18 protein-coding genes and 5 pseudogenes are annotated in these 22,156 nt (G+C 69.3%); 14 read left to right on the forward strand and 9 right to left on the reverse strand.

Annotated features, from left to right (window positions below; all coding sequences use genetic code 11):
* Window positions 1-394: 394 nt before the first annotated feature.
* A pseudogene (locus AB0946_RS27445) lies at window positions 395-523 on the forward strand (IS5/IS1182 family transposase); the annotation flags it as partial.
* 819 nt (window positions 524-1,342) lie between these two features.
* On the opposite strand, the gene AB0946_RS27450 reads toward AB0946_RS27445, so the two are convergent.
* The 3 genes and pseudogenes from AB0946_RS27450 to AB0946_RS27460 form a co-directional block, all read right to left on the reverse strand.
* Window positions 1,343-2,578, reverse strand: a complete 1,236-nt coding sequence (locus AB0946_RS27450; protein WP_366763321.1) for an aldehyde dehydrogenase family protein — start codon at window positions 2,576-2,578, stop codon at window positions 1,343-1,345.
* Window positions 2,487-2,720 (reverse strand): annotated as a pseudogene (locus AB0946_RS27455) (aldehyde dehydrogenase family protein); the annotation flags it as partial. The gene AB0946_RS27450 and the pseudogene AB0946_RS27455, both read right to left, overlap by 92 nt.
* A gap of 202 nt (window positions 2,721-2,922) precedes the next feature.
* Window positions 2,923-3,684, reverse strand: coding sequence for an SDR family NAD(P)-dependent oxidoreductase (locus AB0946_RS27460; protein WP_366763322.1), 762 nt, complete (start codon window positions 3,682-3,684; stop codon window positions 2,923-2,925).
* A 128-nt stretch (window positions 3,685-3,812) separates the two neighbouring features.
* On the opposite strand from AB0946_RS27460, the gene AB0946_RS27465 reads away from it, so the two are divergent.
* Window positions 3,813-4,424, forward strand: a complete 612-nt coding sequence (locus AB0946_RS27465; protein WP_366763323.1) for a CGNR zinc finger domain-containing protein — start codon at window positions 3,813-3,815, stop codon at window positions 4,422-4,424.
* A 1,013-nt stretch (window positions 4,425-5,437) separates the two neighbouring features.
* On the opposite strand, the gene AB0946_RS27470 is transcribed toward AB0946_RS27465, so the two are convergent.
* Window positions 5,438-6,268 (reverse strand): hypothetical protein, encoded by an 831-nt coding sequence (locus AB0946_RS27470; RefSeq protein WP_366763324.1) that lies wholly within the window; start codon window positions 6,266-6,268, stop codon window positions 5,438-5,440.
* 308 nt (window positions 6,269-6,576) lie between these two features.
* Between AB0946_RS27470 and AB0946_RS27475 the strand changes: the two genes are divergently transcribed.
* Window positions 6,577-6,918 carry a hypothetical protein gene (locus AB0946_RS27475; RefSeq protein WP_366763325.1) on the forward strand — a complete coding sequence of 114 codons (342 nt, stop codon included), beginning with the start codon at window positions 6,577-6,579 and terminating at the stop codon, window positions 6,916-6,918.
* 360 nt (window positions 6,919-7,278) lie between these two features.
* On the opposite strand, the gene AB0946_RS27480 is transcribed toward AB0946_RS27475, so the two are convergent.
* The gene (locus AB0946_RS27480) at window positions 7,279-7,986 is read right to left on the reverse strand and encodes an aminoglycoside phosphotransferase (protein WP_366763326.1); all 708 of its coding nucleotides are present in this window, start codon (window positions 7,984-7,986) and stop codon (window positions 7,279-7,281) included.
* Window positions 7,987-8,941: 955 nt separating this feature from the next.
* Here AB0946_RS27480 and AB0946_RS27485 point away from each other — a divergent pair.
* From AB0946_RS27485 to AB0946_RS27520, 8 genes and pseudogenes are all read left to right on the forward strand, one after another.
* The gene (locus AB0946_RS27485; protein ID WP_366763327.1) at window positions 8,942-10,045 is read left to right on the forward strand and encodes a glycosyltransferase family 2 protein; all 1,104 of its coding nucleotides are present in this window, start codon (window positions 8,942-8,944) and stop codon (window positions 10,043-10,045) included.
* 129 nt (window positions 10,046-10,174) lie between these two features.
* On the forward strand, window positions 10,175-10,432 hold the full coding sequence (locus tag AB0946_RS27490; protein WP_366763328.1) for a hypothetical protein: 258 nt from the start codon (window positions 10,175-10,177) through the stop codon (window positions 10,430-10,432).
* A 184-nt stretch (window positions 10,433-10,616) separates the two neighbouring features.
* Entirely contained in the window at window positions 10,617-12,902 is a 2,286-nt protein-coding gene (locus AB0946_RS27495; protein ID WP_366763329.1) for an NHL repeat-containing protein, read from the forward strand.
* A gap of 434 nt (window positions 12,903-13,336) precedes the next feature.
* Complete coding sequence (locus tag AB0946_RS27500; RefSeq protein ID WP_366763436.1) at window positions 13,337-13,672, forward strand: hypothetical protein; 336 nt, start codon at window positions 13,337-13,339, stop codon at window positions 13,670-13,672.
* A gap of 309 nt (window positions 13,673-13,981) precedes the next feature.
* Window positions 13,982-14,110 carry a hypothetical protein gene (locus tag AB0946_RS27505; RefSeq protein WP_366763330.1) on the forward strand — a complete coding sequence of 43 codons (129 nt, stop codon included), beginning with the start codon at window positions 13,982-13,984 and terminating at the stop codon, window positions 14,108-14,110.
* Between the two features lie 574 nt (window positions 14,111-14,684).
* A pseudogene (locus AB0946_RS27510) lies at window positions 14,685-15,239 on the forward strand (ATP-dependent DNA ligase); the annotation flags it as partial.
* A 190-nt stretch (window positions 15,240-15,429) separates the two neighbouring features.
* Complete coding sequence (locus AB0946_RS27515; RefSeq protein ID WP_366763445.1) at window positions 15,430-17,142, forward strand: XRE family transcriptional regulator; 1,713 nt, start codon at window positions 15,430-15,432, stop codon at window positions 17,140-17,142.
* Window positions 17,139-17,282: a hypothetical protein gene (locus AB0946_RS27520; RefSeq protein WP_366763331.1), complete on the forward strand. Its 144-nt coding sequence runs from the start codon at window positions 17,139-17,141 to the stop codon at window positions 17,280-17,282. Before AB0946_RS27515 ends, AB0946_RS27520 begins: the two co-directional genes overlap by 4 nt.
* Window positions 17,283-17,414: 132 nt before the next feature.
* Here the strand turns inward: AB0946_RS27520 and AB0946_RS27525 are convergent, their stop codons facing one another.
* Entirely contained in the window at window positions 17,415-18,005 is a 591-nt protein-coding gene (locus AB0946_RS27525) for an SMI1/KNR4 family protein (protein ID WP_366763332.1), read from the reverse strand.
* A gap of 184 nt (window positions 18,006-18,189) precedes the next feature.
* Window positions 18,190-19,380 (reverse strand): barstar family protein, encoded by a 1,191-nt coding sequence (locus tag AB0946_RS27530; RefSeq protein ID WP_366763333.1) that lies wholly within the window; start codon window positions 19,378-19,380, stop codon window positions 18,190-18,192.
* Between the two features lie 224 nt (window positions 19,381-19,604).
* On the opposite strand from AB0946_RS27530, the gene AB0946_RS27535 reads away from it, so the two are divergent.
* Both AB0946_RS27535 and AB0946_RS27540 read left to right on the forward strand, forming a co-directional pair.
* Window positions 19,605-19,928, forward strand: a complete 324-nt coding sequence (locus AB0946_RS27535; protein ID WP_366763334.1) for a hypothetical protein — start codon at window positions 19,605-19,607, stop codon at window positions 19,926-19,928.
* A 205-nt stretch (window positions 19,929-20,133) separates the two neighbouring features.
* Window positions 20,134-20,388: pseudogene (locus AB0946_RS27540) on the forward strand (DUF6233 domain-containing protein); the annotation flags it as partial.
* 53 nt (window positions 20,389-20,441) lie between these two features.
* Here the strand turns inward: AB0946_RS27540 and AB0946_RS27545 are convergent.
* A complete protein-coding gene (locus AB0946_RS27545) occupies window positions 20,442-20,600 on the reverse strand; it encodes a DUF6417 family protein (protein ID WP_366763437.1) in 159 nt (52 codons plus the stop codon).
* 629 nt (window positions 20,601-21,229) lie between these two features.
* On the opposite strand from AB0946_RS27545, the pseudogene AB0946_RS27550 reads away from it, so the two are divergent.
* Window positions 21,230-21,394, forward strand: a pseudogene (locus tag AB0946_RS27550) (IS701 family transposase); the annotation flags it as partial.
* Window positions 21,395-21,710: 316 nt separating this feature from the next.
* Here the strand turns inward: AB0946_RS27550 and AB0946_RS27555 are convergent.
* Complete coding sequence (locus AB0946_RS27555; protein WP_366763335.1) at window positions 21,711-22,136, reverse strand: PaaI family thioesterase; 426 nt, start codon at window positions 22,134-22,136, stop codon at window positions 21,711-21,713.
* Window positions 22,137-22,156 lie beyond the last annotated feature (20 nt).

The following is a 22,156-nucleotide window of genomic DNA, read 5'->3' on the forward strand; positions in this document are numbered from 1 at the left end:
CGGGGTCTCGCGGTGCACGTCGTTGACCAGCCGGTCCAACGAGTGATCGACGGCCCGCCGAAGAGCGCAGTCCGCTCTCCTCCCCCCGACCGGCCGTTACCGAGAGCCAATCCGATCCCAGCGCAATCCTCACGCTGACCTACGGCAACCTCGTACTCGCACAAGGCATCGGCGACTACAGCGATTCCCGGCGAAAGACGCTCGGCCTGGCCGTCGAATTGCTCACCACTCCCCGATAAACCGCCGGCGGCAGACACTCAGCCCGGGCCGGTCAGCGGCCCACTGCCAGGAGGAAACCGGCAAGGCGGTGCGGACTGCCTCCGAAGACGATGACGGACTCGATGACCTTGCTGCTCAAGCCGGCGAAGGCGCTGACGATGCCCACTGGACGACCGAGCGCACCACGTCCTGGCTGAGCAGCTGCCGCCGCCTGCATCGCCGCTACGAACGTAGGGCCGACCACTTCCCGGCCTTCACCGCTATCGCTTGCAGCCTCATCTGCTACCGCAGACTCACCAAATGAGACGACGTATTAGACCGTCCGGCACACCGAAACTCATCGGCGACCGAAGGGAAGCAGTGCAGATGGGTTGGCGTCTGCGTGGCTGTGTATGCGAGACCAGTCTGGTGACGCAAAGACTTCCGAATGAGCGCCTGTGCCAAGTCGGATGCCTCATGTGTGACAACTGGGTTGCCTCGCTCGTCCTCATTCACCAGCTCAACCGGTCCCACTGGTGACAACTCCTGAGCTTCGGCTCACTCGCGGCGTGATCCCGCCGGGCCCCCTTCGTTGAACCGGACGTCCACGCCGACGTTGACGCGGCGCCTGGGCTGTCATGGCGACGATCCGTGCCCGCAGCCGCGCCGGTCACGGGTCGCGCCCCGGGTCGCATCCTAGGTCCTCTCCTGGGTCGCGCCCCGGGTTACATCCTGGGTCACATCGCTCCTCCCCGGCGCGGGCCTTGAACACCTAGTCGTCGGCGGGGACCTTCACGCCGCGCTGGCGTAGTCCGACGACGGCGGCCGCCAGGTGGGTGGACGCCGAACTGGAGGCGTATCCGGTGCCGATCTGCTGGCTCTCGCCGAGCATTCACGTCACGAACGCCACCAGCGCGCCCCGTGAGCCCTCCAGCTTCGGCAGGCCGGTGACGGCGCTGAACCGTTCCCACACCCGCCAGCTTTTGGCGTAGGTGTCGATCTGAACCGATGGCGCGAGAGGTTCCCTTGGCTCACTGCGCCCCACCACCACACCTCGAGCGACGAGGGGCCGCCGTCGGCTCGCGGCCCGTCCGGACGACGGGCCGCGGACGGAGGAGGGCTGGGGGCGTAGGCGGCGATCCGGTCAGCTGGTGGGCTTCGGGTGGATCAGGACCGTCGTGCTGGTGTACTCCGCGAGGCCCTCCAGGGCGTTCTCGACGCCGATGCCGCTGTCCTTGTGACCGCTGAACGGAAGGTATGGGCGCAGACCGTGGGCGTGGGCGTGGGCGTTGACGGTGACCTGACCGGCGTCCAGCTGCGTCGCCACACGCGCGGCGGCGTCGAGATCGGTGGACCGCACGGACGCGGTGAGGCCGAACGGTGAGGTGTTCACGCGCTCGATCACGGCGTCGAGGTCGTCGTAAGCGACGACCGGCATGACCGGGCCGAACTGCTCCTCGTCGACAACGGCCATGCCGTCCTTGGCGTTCGCCAGAATCGTCGGGGGATAGAAGTACCCCTGACCGGGAAGCGCTTCACCTCCGGTGACCGCGACCGCTCCGTCGTCGATCGCCGCGCTCACCAGCTGGGCGACCTTGTCGCGCTGCATGGTGTTGGTCAGCGGGCCGAGGGTGCTGCGCGGGTCGAAACCGTCGCCGACGACCGCTGTTCGCGCCCGCTGTGCCAGTTCCTCGACCAGGCTGTCGTGGATGGTGCTGTGCACGTAAACGCGCTTCACGGCGAGGCAGATCTGGCCGCTGTTGACGAAGCCGCCCCAGAACAACTTGTCTGCGATGGCGACTGGGTCGGCGTCCGGCAGGACGATTGCCGGGTCGTTGCCGCCGAGTTCGAGCGTGACCCGCTTGAGGCTGTTCGCTGCCGAGGCGGCGACCTTCTTCCCCGTGGCCGTGGAGCCGGTGAAGCTCACCTTGCAGGGGACGGGGTGCTCCACCATGCGAGCGCCCAGCGGGTCGAGCCCGGAGACCACATTGAGCACACCGGCCGGGAACACGCTGCGAAGGAGTTCGCCCATGGCCAGCGTGGACAGCGGTGTGCAGGGCGAGGGCTTCAGGACCACGGTGTTGCCGGCGCGGAGAGCTGGAGCGATCTTCCACATGGCGAGCATCAGAGGCGCGTTCCACGGGGCAATCGCAGCGACGACGCCGAGCGGCTTGTGGACCTTCTCGATGAACTCCGTTGTCGACGAGCACCTCGCGCGGCACCTCAACGCTGCCGAAATAGCGAAGCCACGCGACGACCAGATCCATTTCGCCGGTGAAGGAGACGGGACGGCCCTGCTCGCGGATGAGGATGCGGGCCAGGTCGGCCGCGTGCGTCTCCAGCAGGTCGGCGGCGGTGAGAAGTGCTCTGCTGCGCGCATCCTCGTCCTGCGACCACGGCGGCTGTGCCAGCTGTGCCGCTCGCATCGCCGCGTCTAGCTGCTCGGGCGTGCAGTCCGGCGCCTGGGCGAAGACCTCACCGGTCGAGGGATTGACGACGTCGAACGTCGCAGTGCCCTCCACCGGTCACGAAGGCGTCGCGGTGCACGGGAACGGTGCGCCGCAGCGGCGTACCGGCAGGCACCGGTCACCTTCATTCGCCCGCCGACTGTGCCGCGAACGGGCTGGTCTTGGGAGCGCGCTGTGGGCTTCCTGCCTCAACCGGCCACTGGCACGCAGGCGCGGGCTCACTGCCGATCCGGCACCAACGGGCGTGGTGAGCCGGCTACCACTGGCTGGCGTCGGGTCGAACGAGCAGTTCGCTCATGACGACGCGTGCGGGGCGGGTGACCACATAGGTGATGGTGTCGGCAATGTCTTCGGCGTGCAGGAGGGTGGCGTTGGCGTAGGCGTCCTTGCTGGCTTCCAGGATTTCTGGACGGATGTTTGTGAACAGTTCGGTGGCGACCGGGCCGGGTTCGATCAGGGACACGCGGACGTGGCGGCCTGTGACCTCTTGGCGCAGCGCTTCGGTGAAGGCTCCGACGCCGTGCTTGGTCAGGCTGTAGACGGCGGAGCCGGCGATGGGGACGCGCCCGGCCAGGGAGCTGATGTTGACGATGTCGGCTGTTGCGCGGGGGCCCTCGGCCGCGGCGAGCAGGTGCGGCAGTGCAGCGTGGGTTGCATAGAGCAGGCCCTGCACGTTGAGGGCGATCATCCGGTCCCATTCCTCGATGGGGGCGCTTTCGGCGGGGCCGAGCAGCATGATTCCGGCGTTGTTGACGAGCGTGTCCAGGCCGCCGAAGGCTGCGACGGTCTGCTCGATCATGGCCGTGGCCTGCGTTCGGTCGGTTATGTCGGTTTCGATCGCGAGGGCGGTGCCGCCGTCGGCCTTGATGCGCTCGACGAGTTCGTCGAGGCGATCCTTGCGCCGGGCGGCCAGCGCGACGTTCGCGCCTTGGGCGGCCAGTGACAGGGCGGTGGCGGCGCCGATACCTCCGCTCGCTCCGGTCACGAGTGCGGTCGTGCCGGTCAAGGCAGTGCTCATGGGTGTCCCCTTGGTGATCGGTGCGCGGTGATCCGCCGAACGATGACACCACCGTAACCCTTATGACGGTGTCGTGCGACAGTACTCAAGGCGTGACGGTGACGTCGGAGTGGGCTAAGCTTGCGAGCGTGAACAGTGACGACACCGCCCACAGCACCCGGCGCCTCCGTTTGGCAGCAGCTCCCGGGGGGTTGTGCGTCGTACAGGACTTGCTGAACTCGGCGAGCATGCCAGCGGCCTCGATCCCTGACCTCCTGGTCGACGAGACCTCGGCACAGGCGTGGCTCGACGCAGCGTTGCGGACGTGGCAGGAGCAGACCGGCCGGACCGCACCCCGGATCACAATCGGCGTTGACGATGCGGCCGCGCTCCGTGATCTCCGCAGCCTTGTGCGCGGCTGGCTCACCGGCGATGCCGATGACGGCACGCCGCACCCGCTGGAAGCCGACATCACATTCCGCGACGGCCGCCTGACCTATGCACCCAGGGACGACGGTGCCGCCGCCGTCGCGTCACTGATTCACCTAGAGACGCTGCTTGCCTCCCATACCGGCACCCTGAGCCGACTGAAGACGTGCAAGAACCCGGCCTGCGGCGCGGCGTTCTACGACCAATCACGCAACGGCACCCGCGTCTGGCACGACATGAAGAGCTGCGGCAACGCCATGAATCTGCGAGCTTCCCGCGCCCGCCGGCGGCATTCCCCGCATCCCGGTGAAGCGGTAGAAGCCACTCCCTGACAGCGCCTCCCGTTATGGCTGTCCGGCCTAGTGCCGGTGCACAGCGGACAGCCCGATCCTGGATCCGACCGGGACCCAGCGATTGCGGTGGAGGAACGCGACGCAGAACGGCGCCGGGGCGAGGAGATGCGACCGCCCCGCCTCGGCTCCCACGTGAAGCGCCGCCTCTTGGTCCTCGTCGGGCTCGCCCCGGCTCCATCGCCCGCCCGGCCGACGGGCCCGAACACGCAGTTCGGCCACATGCGCCTCAATCCGGGTCCGCGCCAGCAGGCTGGCAGGCGCTCGTACCCGTAGAGGGACGTCATGCACTGTCGGGCGCCGGTATCTGCGGCGTCCTAGTCGTCGCAAACGCCGGAGCACCGTGGGGGGCCCGCATCGGATGCATGGTCCTGCTCTTGGCCGTGATCGCGCTGCAGACCGTCTTCCCCCAGGAGTCCGCCGACCGCCTCGCCTGGTGGAAGGACCGGCGCCGATACCGCAGGCACCGGCCGCGCCGGGACCGCCCGCCTCGCCGCCGCAGAACGCGGAGCCGGCCGCAGTCCTCGGGGAGGACGTCCCGCGAACGCGGCATCAGCGCGCCGGCATCGCCCCGGAAGGCCGTCAGGGCACAGGCGACACCGACCGTACCCAGGCGGCCTGATGGAGATCAGTTGGCCCCGTTGGGCCCACGGGGCCAACTGCATCGGTTTCAGAGTGGGGCGACGACGCGACGACCCCGCAGAAGGACGGCGAGGCCCCACCAGCGGCTTTCGTCGAGCCGAAGGCACCAGCCGAGGAGCTGCCCCCGCCCTCCGGAGGCGGACAGGACCTCGCGGCCCTGCTGCGGTCCCGTCACGCCCGCACAGACGACGGAGACTCCCCGGGCCCCGCAGACACTCGCCCGGGCCGCTCCTTGGCCCGTGCAGCGCCCCGCACGGGCCAAAGCCCCGGCCATGGACCGCCGCTCTTGGTACATATCGAAGGAGTCCACCGGCGCCCTGGCGGCCGGTCTGGAAGAACTGCACTGGCTCCTGTCAGTCTCGGTACTCTTCCGCGTTCATCGCACTAAGCACTCCCAACAAGCTGTCGATGGCCTGGAGAACCTGCCGACGCTCCGACGCGGACAACAGCGGTTCGGACAAGACGCCCACCTGACTCACCCTGTGCAGCAGCGGCGCGCACGCCTTCTCGACGGCCATCACGACCGCGTGACCGCTGTAGGCGTCGTAGTGAGCACTGCGGCGCCACATCGACTCACACAGCTTGTCCAGCTTCGCCAACAGCGCCGACATGCCGCCCCGGTCGAACTCCGCCCGGACCTCCGAGGCCACTTCCTCAAACGCCTCGCAGCAGCCAACCTCATCGGGCTCCGGCTCGGGCTCCTCGTACTCCTCGACCAGATACCGGTACTGCTGATCGTCCGTGAGATCCCGCGGTACGAAGTAGCAGCGGTCACAACAGGTCTTGACCCACGGCATGATCCAGCCGTACTCGACATCCCAGATCCACACCACCCGCTTACGCCCTGGCGATGGGCAGGTCTGGCACGTGGTCGCTGCCTCCGTGAGCGCCTTCCGCACAACCGCCGCCGCCTCGTCGGGAGCGTCCATCCACGGGAAGCTCACGCAGCGCAGCCCACCGAACTTCTCGTCCCAGTGCAGTGCGGGCGCGGCCGGCCAGATCCGCCGGAGCTGCTCGACAGCCCGCTGAGTGATCGGGTTCCAGCCCGCCCCGCGAGCGCTGAACATGACGAAGCGATCCGATCGGCCGGACCGCACGAACCTCAGCGCTTCCGTGTACCTCTCGCCCGTACCGGCCTGTCGGAGACGGGCCATCTGCGCATCGGTGCATTGCCTCTTGGGCATCTGCTGCTCGTTCCTAGCGGTCTCCCACGCTCCCGCCGGACGAAAGGACAGACCGAAGGAACGCGGGCCCCGGAGGACCTTGGCCGATGGATCACGGCGGCGTGGGCGCCAGTGAACGGCGAGGGGCGCGCGCGACTTGCCCGCCGCAGATGATACAGCCGCGAGCGGGCTAGTCATGATGATCCCTGTTTTCCCGGTAGGTCATGACGGTCCACGACCGGGGCCGAAATGGGGCCGCCTGTTACCTAGCTGAAGCAGAGCACCGGGGCGTCGGTCCAAAAGTCCAGCGCCCCACGCAGCACGCCGCCGTGCAGGATGCTCACCATGCGCTCCTCGGCGGTGCCGCGGGCGAAGTCGGGCGGTGCGTCGCGCGGCCCGCGAGGCTGGACGCCAGGGCCACCCTGGGCACGATGCTGGGCGAGATCAGTAACGCCCGGCACAAGTTCAGCGCCGCGATTCCCCGCCCGGCGGACGACCCGGTCGCCCCGGCCGAGGCGATGATGCGCGCCCTGTGGGAGGGGCAGACCTCCCGGCACGGCGCCCAGACCGCGACCGTGCCGGAGACCCTGGACGCCGCCCGGGCCGGCGTCCATCTCGCTGCCGCCTTGGTGCAGTGGTTCGTCTCCGGAGCCGTCGTCCGAAGACCCTGAGGGTGGACAGCCGCCACCTGCTGATCCTCATGGGCAGGGCGAGGTCTGGTCGCGCCGAGCCTCGCCCGTACGATGATCGCCGTGACCAGCCGCCGCGCCCTTGGCGCCGGCCCTGAGGCTCCTGCCCAGGGCATTCGTGCCGTACAGGCCGACCTTCTCGACGCACTGCCCGGCGTCCGTCTCCCCGACCTCGGGGATCTGCGGGCCCGCGGAGTGCTCGGAGCCAACCCCGCCGCGCCGCCGAGCCTGCGACGCGTCCTCGGAACGGGCAACGCAGACCCGGTGCCAGGGTCCTCCCGGCCGAACCCGGAGGGGAGCGACCAGGCGGACACCCCCTATACCTCCACTGCGCGGGATGCCTCAGCGGCTGCGGTGGGCGGCCCACAGCCGGGCGCCGCGGCATAATCCTTGCGCCCAGTCCTCGCGTGCGGCGATCTCGCCCCACTTCGCCGCATTGGCTGCGGCGAAAGCATCCAGAGAACGAGCGTGTGCCTGGTGCCAGGCTGGCATGCGCGCGGCCCACGCCTCTGCGCTGGCCGGGGTGTGCAGTTCACTGGCGAGGAGCCAGATGACGGCGAGTGCCGCGTCGAGCCAGACAGCACCACGGCCGGCCCAGACCCAGTCCACCAGATGCGACCGTTCAGGGGTGATCAGGACGTTCTCCGGATTAAGGTCCGTATGCACCAACGTGTCGCCAGCGAACCACTGAAGGTCCGCAGACTCCCCTACGTACTCGGCCCAGCGCCATTCCACAGGCTCTAGCGCGATCACCGGAAGTGGCCGGCCGGCGAGTTCGGTGAGGGTCTGCGCAAGCAGGAGCAGGTCGGGGGAGTCAGGGGCGTAACGGGCATGCCGCCCGGCGATGTACTCGAAACCGAGGAGGCTCCACCCGCCGGCTTCTACATGCCATAGCAGCCTGGGGCCGATCGGCGCCACGTGGACGCCCAGCTCCGCTTCCCACTGCGGCGCCCAGATCTGCGGGTGAGTACGAGGGAGCCCCTTGACGAAGACTTCACCCCGCGCAGTGCGCAGCCGAGTCGCTACCGCAGTGTTGTTCCCGCCCACCATGGTGCGAGCCTCCAAGACCGGGCCGGTCCGCTCCTGGACGGCCGTCCGGACATCTATCGGAAGCTCTTGCCAACAAAGGCGTCTGGTCTCCACGAACCACCAGTCCCTTCGGCATGGCTGGTGCGAGGCCTACGCCTGTCAAGGCGGGATTGAGCTTCAAGATACCCGCCGGGCGGCGTCCCGGCGGTCAGCCCAGCATGCCGCCTGGTGCCCGGAATGAGGCCCGGCAGCGGACCTCAGCAGCGGTGGCCGGGGAAGCGTTCCCCGCAAGCCCGGACCCGGGGACGCAGGCGGCTGACCGACCATGCTGATCACGCACCGCGTGCCACACCATGGCCGGATCCCCGGCCGAAGAGGCTGACGGGAGCTGCGTGGATCACTTTCAACAACTCGCCCACCCCGCCTTGACCACGCAACGCCGCTTCTGGGGCGGGGCATCGTCCGGAGCGGATCCGGTCCCGGCACTCCGAGAGAGGAAGGCTAGAAGCTGGCGAGCAAGGCGGTGACATGCGGGTCCTCGCCACGTGCATGCTCAGCCAGTGCAGGTCCCGATGGTCAAGGGCGTTTTTGGCTTCGGCCCGTGCGAAGGCCATGCACGGCCAGCGCGGCGCGCGGTGTTCGGGATTGACCGGGGTGGGGCGCGCGTGCAGGGGTGGTGCGCCGGAGCGTGAAACGCGCCGTGTTGTGCTTCGGCAGAGCCTGCTCTGTTCGAGTGAGGAGTCCCGCGAGTCGTGCCCCTTGGTGGAAGGGATGCATATGCCGGGCGGCAAGTCCGTCCGGCGGTTCGCTGAATGCCACCCCCGCGGAGCAGGCATGCACGGGCATGGCTGCGGCTCTGTGAGGCTTCCGCCTGGCAGCCGCATCCCCGCCAGCCGTGGGTGAAGCTGCGGCGCGATCCCCTTGGCACTCTCCCTCGTGCGCTCGGCGATGCGGGCGTGCGGTCAGGAGCACGGTTATGCGAAGACGCACGCCTCATGTCCGCGTGGGGCCCTCTCCCCGCAGCACGGCGGCGCCGCGGATCATCGCGCTGATCCCCGCGCACAACGAGGCCGACCGCATCGGCGCGGCCATCGCCGCTCTGCGGGCGCAAAGCCGGCAGCCCGACCGAATCGTCGTGATGGCCGACAACTGCACCGACGCCACCGCGGAGATCGGCCGACGGGCCGGGGCGAGCGTGGTGGAGTCCGCGAGCAACCGTCACAAGAAGGCCGGGGCGCTCAACCAGGCCCTGGAGGACGTCCTGCGGGGACTGGCCGGTGATGACCTGGTCCTCGTCCAGGATGCCGATACCACCCTCCTCCCCTCGTTCGTGGCCTGTGCCGTTGAGGCGATGGCCGCGGATGTGGGGGCGGTCGGCGGGATCTTCTATGGCGAGCCGGGCGGGGGACTGCTCGGAGTTCTGCAGCGGATCGAGTTCCAGCGCTACGCCAGAGAGATCGCTCGGCGCGGTTACCGGGCCGATGTGCTCACCGGGACCGCGACCGTCTTCCGCGTCTCCACCCTGCGGCAAATCCGCCAGGCGCGCCTGGACGGCCTCATCGGCGGCGGTGCCTCGTACTACTCGCTGGCCTCGCTCACCGAGGACGACGAGATCACCAAGGCGGTGCGCACCATCGGCTACCGCACCGTCTCACCCCCGGGCTGCCGGGTCGTCACCGAGGTGATGACATCGGTGCCGAAGCTGTGGCACCAGCGCATGCGCTGGCAGCGCGGGGCTCTGGAGAATTTGCGGGACTACGGCTGGACGAAGGTCACCGCTCCCTATTTCGTGCGTCAGATCCTCATGGGGCTGTCCGTAGTCGCCTTGGGCCTGTATCTCCTCTTCACCGGCTGGATGCTGGCCCGCGGCCGCCCCGAGTTCTCGCCGTTCTGGGCCGTCATCGGCCTGGTCTTCGTCGCGGAGAAGGTCGTCACCGCCCGTGGCGCGGGCCGCGGGCCCCAACTGCTCGCGGGCACCCTCGCCGTCGAGCTGGTCTACGACCTGTTCCAGCACGCGGTGTACGTCCGCTCCCTGTGGGACATGGTCCGGCGGCGCGAGGAGCGCTGGTGCGTGACCTGAATGGACCCGCCTGGCCGCAGACGTCCTCGCGTATATGCCCCGTCCCGGTACCGGGGCGGGGCGACAGACGGGAGAAGAGACGGGACAGACGGCAGAGACGGGAGAGACGGGAGATTGGTGTACACAGGCGTGCCACTGGCCAGTGCTCTGGGAGCGGGTGGGGCGTCCGCGCTGGCCTGCCGACGCCGCTCCGGCTTCGACACCCTGGCCGCCGTGGTGGCAGCCACCACCTTGGTCATGGCCGGGGTGTCTGTGTCCAAGCTGCTGCCGCGGCGCCGGTGCGATGCGGTCTTTGTCGACCCTCCGGTCCGCATCTCACCGGAGCGGCTGGCACTGAGGCTGCCCAGAGAGCGCATCGCGGCCGAGGCCCAGGTGGGGGTCCACTGAGCTGGTGGCCCTGGGCTGCCGTACCGGGCGCCACCGCGGTCGCCTGCCGTGCTCGTGCCGTCCCATTTTCCACGCCGCGCGTCGAGCCCGCACCCAGCGCGGCCGTAAAAGCCCCGGGACACGCCTGCCGTGCCGGAACACCCGGCCTGGGCGCTGCGCCCGGTACCACAACAGGAGGAAAGCTATGACACCCACATCCCTTGCCACGGCGACCTTCCCGGACGGCACGATCATCACAGCTGCAGGAAACGGCGAATCGGGGTTCGTCGTGGACGGCGGCCCGGCTGTCGGCACCAAGCTCTACTACCCCTACGGCACGGCGGTGGACGGGGAGGGCAACCTCTACATCGCCGACAGCCACAACCACCGGGTCCGCAAGGTGACACCCAACGGGAACATCACCACCGTCGCCGGCAACGGCCAGCCCGGATTCGTCTCCGACGGCGGCCCCGCCGTCGCCACTAAACTGCACCACCCCCACGGCGTGGCCGTGGACAGGCAGGGCAACCTCTACATCGCCGACAGCCACAACCACCGGGTCCGCAAGGTGACACCCAACGGGAACATCACCACCGTCGCCGGCAACGGCCAGCCCGGATTCGTCTCCGACGGCGGCCCCGCCGTCGCCACCAAACTCCACTACCCGCTCGGAGTGGCGGTGGACAGGGAGGGCAACCTCTACATCGGCGACGCCCACAACCACCGGGTCCGCAAGGTGACACCCAACGGGAACATCACCACCGTCGCCGGCAACGGCCAGCCCGGATTCGTCTCCGACGGCGGCCCCGCCGTCGCCACCAAACTCCACTACCCCTGGGGGCTGGCCGTGGACGAGGAGGGCAACCTCTACATCGCCGACCGCTACAACCACCGGGTCCGCAAGGTGACACCCCACAATGTCATCACCACCGTCGCCGGCAACGGGGTCGCCGGATACGTCGCCGACGGCGGCCCCGCCGTCGCCACGTCGTTGCACTACCCCGCGGGCGTAGCCGTGGACAGGGAGGGCAACCTCTACATCGGCGACGGCCACAACCACCGGGTCCGCAAGGTGACACCCCACAACATCATCACCACCGCCGCCGGCAACGGGGTCGCCGGATACCTCGCCGACGGAGGCCCGGCGGTGGGGGAAAAGCTCTACTACCCCTACTCGGTGGCCGTTGCCCCGTCCGGCGACCTCTACATCGGTGACTCGCACAACCACCGGGTGCGCAAGGTGTTCGGAGCGGCGGCCGTGAGTCCGCCGCCCCCGCCGGTCGCCGACCTGTACGGCGAGGTCGTGCTCCCGGTCGCCGTCACCCGTGGCCTGGACTTCGAAATCGGCGCCCGCATCCACAACCGCGGTCCGGCCATCGCCAGCGGCGAGCACATCACGGTGGTCCTCACCCTGGCCGACGGCCTGGAAAGCAGCCAGGAGAACAACGGGCGGCGCCTGACCCGTACCTTCCCCGGTACCGACCTGGCACCGCGCAGCGGCTCGCTGGACGGTGTGTTCCGCGTCCGCGCCTCGGATGGCACCCAGCCGGGCATGTACGAATCCACGCTGGAGATCCAGTACGGCGGCGACCTCAACCTCAAGGACAACAGCTTCACCCTCCCCGTCACCGTCGTCGTCCCTGAACCGACGGCTGACGAGCGGGCGCTGGTCATCTACCAGGAGACCGTGCCGCAGACCGCTCCCGGTCAGACCGCCCCCTTCCACCTGCGCTATGTCTCACCCGTCGGCCAGCCGGTCAACCCGGGCGTCATCACCCAGCGCTTCACCGCACCTACCGGCTTCGTCTTCCACGGCACGCCCACCTACACCTACCCCGACACCGTCCAAGGGGCGATCACCGGCAACCTCCAACACGAGATGTACGACGGCGGCCGCACCCTGGTCATCCGCGACAACCCGCACCTCAACACCACCGACACCGACACCGGCACCCTGGTCTACACCATCGGTCTGCGCGCCCGGTCCGACGCCGCAGCCGGCCTCGTAAGCGACGGCTCGGCCAGCATCGGCCGACGTCCCCCCGTGCAGATCATGGCCAAGGTCGCCGGCACAGCGGCCCAACCCACCCTGCGCATCACCCAGAGCCGACTGCAGCAGGCGCGAGTGCGGCCCGGCCAGCGCTGGGTGTACCCGGTCGTGCTCACCCTCACCAACACCGGGCAGACGCCCATCGGCGCGCAGGACATCGTCCTCACCGCCCCCGAGGGCCTGTGGTTCACCGAAAACCGGATGATGATGTCCAAGAAAGAACAGAGCGGCGAGATCGAGCTTGCTGCCGGGCGGTCCAACGGCAACCGGACACTGACCATCCGCGACGCCGCCCTCGACCTGGCACCCGGCAAGGGGGTCGTCGTCTACCCCGAGATGGAAGTCGAAACCGACGCCGCGACCGGCGCCGTACGCGTCGGCATCCAGGTAGGCAACCCTGCCATCGCCACCGGCCAGGCCACCGTCACCATCGAGGTCTAGCACCGCGAAGCACCCGCCCAACACCAGCACCCCACGGGCCGATCGTTCAAAGCCGGCCCGAGCCTCACTCCTGCCACGCGCATAAAGCCTCACGCGCTGCCGTCACCGGCAACGGCTGAAGTCACCTCATCACGGCGGGCTCACCACGACCGCCACGCGCCGCGGAGACGCCAGGTGTGTAACCGGGCGCCTCCGCGGTCTGCGGCCCGGGCCGCCCGGTCGGGCGGCCCGGCGGACCGGCCGAGGCCGGGGTGGACCGGGCCGGCCAGCAAGGTCGCCACGAGGTAGCGGTGAGCCGGCTGCCGGAAGGAGAACCGATCCGGCATTCCCGTTCGGGGGACAAAGCGCCTACCTCCTCCCCCGCAAGGGCATCACCGGCACTGATTTCAACCGCGACCCGACAGAGAGGAATCACTGTGTCCCTTCGCTCCGCCATGGCGGCCACCGGTGCCGCCTGCAGCGCTGTCGCCTTGCTTCTGGCTGCACCAGGCTCGGCATCTGCGGCAACCGGCCAGTTCCGCTACGCCTACACCACCGCGGAGGGATACGAAGCCGCCGGCTTCCTGAACAACCCCACCAGTGGCGAGTGCATCAACCTCCCGGCACCGGGCGCCGCCCCCGGGACGGCCTCACGAGCACCCCGCAATCGCACGGACGCCACCGCCACCGTCTTCCTCAACGCCGACTGCGAAGGCGACACCTTCTACACACTGCCCCCGGGCGCCAGCGCATCCGACCGTCTGCTCTTGCGTTCGGTCGTCTTCTCCTAACCCTCTGCCCCACGCACCTCTTCCTGCGCCACACCGGCAGAGCACCGACGACGTGCGCCGCGCGCCGCGCAGCCTGATGCCCGCCTGTCGTTGATACGACGGGCGCGGTGCACGCCTCGTGCGAGTCAGCGGGCCCGTGAGACGGTGACGGGCACGTCCGGACAGTCGGCGAGGACCTCGGTGAGCGCGGACTGTTCGCCGGCGTCGACGCTCAGCCCCCAACGGGTCTTGTCGGCCACCCAGCCGGTGACGTACTGACAGCGGTAGCCGACGGCCGGCGGAAGCCACGTAGACGGACCCTGATCGGCCTTGGACCGGTTCGAGGCCGCCGACACCGCGATCAGGGCCCGCGGTCGTCACCGAGACAGCCGGTACGAACTGGAGCAGGCCGTGAAGAAGGCCGTACGGCACGCCCAGGACGGGCCAGCCGCCGAATAGCCCACCCCTGGCCTACCGTAGCGGTCTCCTCGTCTCTGAGGATGAGGCTGGCGCCAGGCATACTCCCTGTACTTGCGGGGCCAGCGACGGAACTTGTCCCGCGCCACCTCCTCGCGGTGCCACCAATCGCGCTGCACCGGCCGACCGCCGGATTCGAGCAGCGAGGGGTAGCGGCCGGCGCCGGTCACGCGAGGCGGATCGCGACCCCTCCCTCACCAAGCCGCCCGACACCATGCGCCTGGAGCGGCCCGGCCACTCAGGGCCCGGGGTGGGAGGTGGCCGCCTTCAGCTTCCAGCCACTGCCGCTGCATGCCTCCTGCAGTGGCGGGAACCGGTGCCCCTTCACGTCAGTGCAGTACCCATGACCCCGGCCGCAGTCGCATTCGTAGATCCCTGACTGCGGAACGATCTCACCGGGGTGGTGAACCTTCTCGCTGCTCTCGCTCATGACGTCAGTGTCCGCAGCGGCTCGCTCGGCGAGTCCCTTCGCCCCTCGAACCCCGCCCGAAGGCACCCAAACGGCGGCCAGCCGCGGTGGAAGGCATCGACGGTGACCTGGAGCCTGCCCGAGCCCATGCTCACCGTTGCCGTGGACCAACCTGACGTGCCTGCCGGATGGGCCGCAGAGCCGAAGTGGGACGGATTCCGGGCGCTCGTCTCCGTCGAAGCGGGAGGCGTGGTGCTGCGCTCCAGGCGCGGCACCGAGATGGCGGCCTCGTTTCCGGAGATCGTAGCCGGGGCCGCGCAGCTGCCGGACGCGACCGCGCTGGACGGCGAACTCGTCGTCTGGGACGCCACGGGCCGGCTGGCCTTCGAGCAGCTGCAAAACCGGCTTGCCCGGCGCGGTGCCGGTGCGGCCCGGGCGGCCGGCGAGTGGCCGGCGCACTTCGTGGCATTCGATCTGCTCAGGTTGTCGGGGACGGACACGACCGGCTGGCCGTACCGGCGTCGCAGGCCCGCGCTGGAATCGTTGTTCACCACCCGCCGGCTCATCGCGCCGTGGACGCTGTGCCCGTCGACCAGCGACCCGCAGACCGTGGGCGAGTGGCTGACGTGGGCGTCGGTCGGGATGGAAGGCGTGGTCTTCAAGCGGCTGGACGACGTCTACCGGCCGTCGGTGCGGGGCTGGCGGAAGTACAAAAACGCGATGACTGGTGCCCTGCGCCGACTGCGGAAGGACGGACCCGTTGCCGATGTACGCCGGACCCGAAGGACGGCTGTGCCACGGCTGCTCCAGTCGGCGCCTGGCGGTCCCGTGCGCGCGGTGCGGCAAGCTTGCGAAGGCAGCCGCACGGCGTCCCGACGGACGGATCTGCCAAGTGTGCAAGGAGAAGGAACCGGGCTCGCGCAAGAAGTGCGGCAGCTGCCGCCGGATGATGATTCCCACCCGGCACCTGCCCGACGGCACCTACCTGTGCCAGACCTGCGCCCCCAGGAAGCTCCAGACGTGCTGCCGCTGTGGCCGCCGCCGGCGGGCGAACGCGCTGACCGCCGACGGGCCCGTCTGCGGGACCTGCTACGCGAGCCCTGCGCGCCGGTGCGGCATCTGCGAGCAGGTGGCGCCCATCAGGGTGCGGGCAAAAGGCGAGGCTCCCGACATCTGCTACCGCTGCTACGTGCGGCCGGAGAAGCTCTGCACCGTATGCGGGCGGATCCGTCGCGGCCACCACATCGACCACGGCAATGGACCGTTCCACTGCGATGGGTGCGTCCCACGCGAAGCCCGCAAGCGGCAGCTGCACATGTGCGCACTGTGCGGCCAGGAGCGGAAGGTGGGCATGTTCTGGCCGGTAGGGCCCGTCTGCCCCTTGTGCTACCGGACTGCTCTGACGCAGCCGGAATCGTGCACGATGTGCGGCCGGCAGCGCATTCTCGCGGGCCGCACCCCGGACGGCGGCCGGATCTGTAAGGCGTGCTCCTTCCCCGACGAGCGGCCCGATTACTGCTCGTCCTGCCAGCAACCGGCTGACCTCCTGCCGGGACGCCGCTGTCCCCGCTGCACCCTGCTCGCCAAGGTGACCAGCCTGCTCTCACGCGACGGAACCATCCTCGACGCCTCCCTGCGGCCGCTCGCCGATGTACTCAGCGACGCTCTCAACCCCTACCCCGTCCTGGCCTGGCTGCGCCGAAGCCCCGCCGCGCGCTTCCTGGGCCAGCTGGTAACCGCGCCCGACGAACTCGACCACGCGGCCCTGGACGCGCCGCCCCAAGGACACGCCACCACCTACGTCCGCAGCCTGCTCACCACCGCAGGACTACTTCCGCCACGCGATGAGAACCTCGCCCTGCTCATCAACTGGACGGCCCGCACGCTGGCCAAGCTGCCAGGACATCAGGCGACCCTGATCCGCCCGTTCGCCGAGTGGCACATCATCCGCGACGCCCGCCGGCGCTCGGCGCGCGGCCGCTACACCTACACCGCCCACAAGGGCGACTGCGCCAACATCCGCGCCGCCATCGACTTCCTCACCTGGCTGGACACCCAGCAACACACCCTCCAGAGCCTCACACAGGAAGACCTGGACATCTGGGCAATCTCCAGGCCCACCCTGCGAGCCCGCTCCATCCCTTTCATCCGCTGGGCCGGCGCCCGCCACCTCACCCGGGCCAGCCTGACCATCGAGCACCCGCCCTCCCAGCTCCCCGGCCAGTTCCAGATCGAAGAAGACCACTACGAGGAACTACGCCGGTGCCTGAACGACCCCGCGCTTCCGTCGGACGTTCGCATCGCCGCAGCCCTCCTCCGCCTCTACGCCCTCCCTCTGACCCGCATCGTCGAACTCACCACCGACCACCTCCACCACGACGCGGATCACACCTACCTGACGATCACCGCCACCCCGTCGTCCTGCCACCGAAGCTCGCCCGCCTCATCGACGACCACCTCGAAGACGGATCCCGGCACGGCAACGAAGCCACCAGGTACCTGCTGCCGGGCCGAGCCCCCGGGCGGCCCCGCAACCCTGCGGGACTGTCCGACAAACTCACGCGCTACGGCCTGCCCGCCCGCGCAGCCCGGAACACGGCCATGATGCAAGCGCTCGCCGACCTGCCACCCGTCGTGCTCTCCGACTTGATCGGCATCCAGCCGAGAACCGCGGAACGCTTCGCAGCCATGGCCGGCGAGAACTGGTCCGACTACCTGGCCGGTCGCCATCCTGCCCGCGCCTGAGGACCACAGAAGGGCGCAGGCATACACGGCGGGGGTGGCTTCACGCTGGCGTGTCGGACAGTTCCCGTCTCAGACGATCAAGTTCGAAGGGACCATTAGAGCGGTCGTGGCCCCGACCTGGGGGTGGTGACGCTACTCGGCCCGCCACCAGCCCTGTCCGACATGCCAGTCCCTCACCCAGTGCAGGAAATCGCCCCCCGGCAGAGCGGAGAGGGAGCCGGCATAGGGTGCGGCGCATCCGTCTCTGAGCCACCAGACCCGACCGCGTTGCGGCCCGGTCACCACCAGCGTCCAGTACTCACCGGACCTGTCGCTGCCCAGCAGCACCGAGCCGTGCTGGTAGGTCTGGTGCAACAGGAACGAGTGGCGGCTGTGGTCGTAGTAGTCGTACTCCCACTGCCATTCCTCCTCGAGTGAGAAAGGCTGACTGGGCACGCGTGCAGCGGTGCCATCGAACGGCTCCGGGCTCATCCAGCAGTCCGCTTCCCAGGCAGCCCAGCTGGCTGGCTTCTCTCCCACGGGCAGCAGACCCCCCTCGTCTGGCGGACCGTCGTCGGTGCCGTTCGCGATCTCGGCAACGAAGGTGCGGTACGGCTCAGGCAACACCACGCCGTGCCTGCGCTCCCACGCCCAAAGAGCCTCCCAGCCCAAAGGGCTGTGCCGGACCTCTGCCGGAAAGGCCTCACGCAGGAGGGCTACCGCACCCAAATTCGCATCTTCCACGCACTACAGGTATCACCGGTCACCGACACTCTGACCTCGGACCAGACACGCTGCGCACTCCATCGGCACGTGGCGGACGGTCTCGGCCAAGCGACCTCCTCACGCGATCGTCCTGCTTCGTGCGCGAATCAAGTAGCGCGGTCGGACTTCCGCCGACCTTCATCAGGGCCGCAGAGTGCCCCGGCTACTGAAGAACGACGGTTACACCGCAGCGTTTGAGCAGCCGAACGATGTCCTCGAAATAGGAGAGCCCTTCATCAGGGTCCGAGACGACGTCTGCCAGCGCTCGGCGCGCTACGTCCGCATCGTGCCAGATCAGGGTGAAGGGCAGGGCCACGCCGAAACCACCACCTAGGCAGTCCTTGAACGCGTTCCACTCCCGTCCGAAGTAGCCCCCGGGCCCCACGAGGGCCTCTGCCATCGCGCAGTGAAGGCCGGGCACGTCGGTGACGAACTTGCCGTCAAGATGATGGATGCAGCCAGAGCGGTCCGGGCGCTGGTCGCTCATGCGGGTGGCCGTCAAATCAAGCCACTCGGATCTACCCTGCGCGGAGTACGGGGCCCATTGGTTGCGGGTTGTCGGCGCTCCCCGATACCAGGTCTCCCAGATCGGCCGGGCCAACAGCGGAGGCCGATCGTCGCCGCCGTCGGCGAGTGTGATGTCGACGAGGGTGCCTCCGAGCACAGACGGCTGTGTCTTCTCCATTCGCAGGTACACGTTGTGGCGGTACATCACCTCGCCGTGGCGGTCCAGGGCCCACAATTGCACCCAGTCCCGGTCCCACTTGCGGGGCCGACGCAAGGCGGCGAGCAAGGGTTCAGCGGCTTCGCATCCGATGAGGTGCAGTGGAATCGATGGCGGGGCCCCGCGCGAGACAAACAGCCCATCCACTCCGACGCAGTGTCCAGCGGGACTGGCGACCATGGTGGTTCCCGCGAACAGTTTGAACTGCGGCGACACTGGCAGGGTGTGGTCCCAGGCGTGCTCCTCTTCGACCCCAGCCCCCACGACGATATCCACCAGGGCCGGGTCGCTTCGGTTCGGCTGGTTGGCGAGGACGACAGCGTCCACCAGGGTCCACCACTGCAGCGGCTGCTGGTCGTCCCATACCTCGACACACACATCACCCAGCAGCCCAGTCGACTCCGCGGCTGGCGACAGGGCATCGCGCAAAGAACCTGTGGGAGTGCATCCTCGCAGCGTCAATACCTCGCGCTTCGGCGGCACCTTGTCCACAAACATGCCCTCGACGCTCGCGCACCGTCCCCAGTACTTCTCCTCGCCCTCCTCGTCCTCACGGACCAGCAGGTACTTAACCGGGAAACCCCGATCCCAGGCAACGTGATCTGCGATCCGCACAAGTCCCCCGAACACTCAACCGATCTCCTGCCCAAGATACGGCGTCAGTCAGGAGACCACCGTCGCGGGCGACCGGGCGCACAGCAGCTTGGTTGCTGTCGTTCTTATCCGAGGGTGGTGCGGCGAGCACCGAGGAATTACGCAGCTTCGGAACACTGCCTCTTCACCAGTAGGTCCGCGAGACGAGCGAGGCGATCGTCGGCGCGGTCACCGGCCCCCTGACCGTTCCCCGGACGCTGTTGCTCGGCCGGTACGACGACGAAGGCCGCCTCCAGTACGTCGGCCGCACCACGACCCTCGCCCGCCAGGCAGGCGCGGCGGTCGCCGGCCTGCTCGCGGCCGGGCGGCGCGGGCATCCATGGACGGGCTGGTCGTTCTCCGCCGGGTGGGGCAGCCGGGAGCAGCTGGACGTCACGCTGGTGGAACCGCAGCTGGTGGTGGAGGTCGGCGTCGACGTCGCCCGTGACGCCTCCGGCCGGTGGCGCCACCCCGCGCGCTGGTATCGCGCCCGGCCCGACCTGTCCCGCGCCGGCGTCCCCCGCCTGACAGCGCCGCCGTACTGAGTGATTGGGTGATCACCCAGGCACCCTGGCCGCGGCGGCGTAGCCGGTGGCCGGGCCTGGATGACGGCGCCGACTCGCTCGTCTGAATGAACATCGACGCCAAGCGGAATGGCGAACCGTTCCGCCAGGACAGGCCGACGCCATGAAGTTCGATGACTTACCGCCTGACCTGGAGCGGCTGCGCACTTTGCGGGTGTGGCACGCGATGTGGCTGGCACGCATCGACCGCAAGCTCGCGCAGCTGGTGCAGCGGCAAGCCGAGCAGGAACGCGGCCGGCGGGCGAAGCCGGCACCGCCGGACTGGATCGTCGAACTCGGTATCGGAGTCGGCCGGCCGCCCGTGCAGGTCCACCGGGGCACCTGCTACATGGCGGGCAAACGGCACCGTCCCGTCGGCCCGGACGAGGCCCGCCGGCTGCTGGCCGACGGCACCAACGCGTGCAGCCACTGCCGCCCCGACACCGCCCTCGGCATCGCCGGCTTAGTCGGCCGCGGCCGGCGGGCGGCGGCGACTCACTCCTGTGACGGGACACGGGCAGCGATCTCCTTGGCCCAGCGCCCGGCCTCCGGCGCATGGCCCCTGCACTCGGCCGCGACACGATGCAGCCAGCTCAGCAGGTCGTGCGCCTCATGAAGCGTGAGCAGCGGCACCCGCTCGCCCGCGGTCTCCACCGGCGCGAGCCGTACCGCCGCTCGCCGCCCGTCTCCGCCCGCCCGCCGCCGCGCCGTCGCCCGCGCGCCAGCCCGGGCCCCGCCTCCCCCTCCTGCACCGGCTGCGCCGCCTCTGCCGCCTCCCGGCCGTCCCTCCGGCGGCCCGCCCGGGCCCGCCGTCCTCCGGCCCCCGCCCCCGCTGCGCCATGTGCCATCCCACCGGCCGTCCGCTCGCCGCGTCGCGTCCAGACCACATTCCTGCGGCAAGTGGGTCCCGGACCCGTCGTGGAGCGCGACCGGCAAGCAGATCCGCTTCGCGGGCGGCTCGGGCCAGCCGGACTCCGAGCGACTGACGGTCGGCGGCAACGGCCACGTCTACGTGACGTCCGAGCGTGACAACGCCAACAACACGGTTCCCAAGGACACGATCATGGAGTTCGACCCGTCCGCGACCGGATCGACCCTGACGCCGTTCGGCGCAGCGAGGCCAAAACTGCCCGGCGAAAACATCCGGCTCGGCTGGCCGTCACGCTCCGCGGGCCCGCGCCGTGTGCCGTCTCGCCTGGCCCGTGCCCGCGCTCCACCCGCTGTACCGGGTGCCCGCCGACTGCCTGACCGTACCGCGCGCTCCGCGCGGTTGCCGTACACCCGACTACCAGGTGCGCGGCTATCCCGGGTGGCACCAGCACATGACCCTGGCCATGGCCGCCCACGCTTGCCTGACCGTCCTGCGAGCTCGCGAGCTGGACACGGACGAAGCAGAAACGGATCCTCCCAGCTCATCCATTTCAGCCTCGCCGAGATACGACGGCTGATCACTCGCCTCACCAACGCCGGCCCACACCTGTCGCGCACATCCTGCACTGGTCGACCTGGCGCCGCCGACGACAAGACCAAGGCCCGCACCAGCCACTACAAACGCCACGGACACATCCCCCTGACCTGGCCACTAGTCACGGCAGACACCGTTGCAGTACGAAGCTCTGAAAGAAGTCCGGCAACACCGCGTTGGTCAAGAAGGACAGCAACCTGTGGGGCCTCCAGTACGCGTGACCTGACGGGCGGACCGGCCGGCGCACCGTCGGACCGGCGGAGGGTGCCGGTGCGCCGCTCGACGTACCCCTCTGTGGCTCAGCCCTCCTGGTTGGCCGCCTGCACGATGGTCCCCTGCGCCACAGCGACCAGGTGCTCCTCGCCCTGCTCCGAGACGACGTAGACCGAGCACTGGCACACGGCTTGCCGCCGGGTCGTGGCGATCGTCTCGGCGCGGGCGACGACGAGATCGCCCACGGCCGGCCGAATGTAGTTGATCTTGTACTCGGCGGTGAGCGCGTCGCCGCCGAGCGCGAGTCCTCCGGCGAAGGTGAGCGCGTTGTCGGCCAGGTAGCTGAGTACTCCGCCGTGCACGAAGCCGTGCTGCTGCTGGATCTCGGGCCGGTTGACGACGCGGATTTCGGCCGAGTCCCGTCCTACGGAGGTGAGTTCGGCGCCTAGGAACATGCTGAACGGCTGGGCCTGGAAAATGCTGTGCGCGAAACGGGTGAGGTCCGTGGTCAAGAGTGCCGTCCTGTCGTTCG

Source organism: Streptomyces sp. NPDC046870, assembly GCF_040704595.1.
In the GTDB taxonomy this organism is placed as follows: Bacteria; Actinomycetota; Actinomycetes; order Streptomycetales; family Streptomycetaceae; genus Streptomyces; species Streptomyces argyrophylli.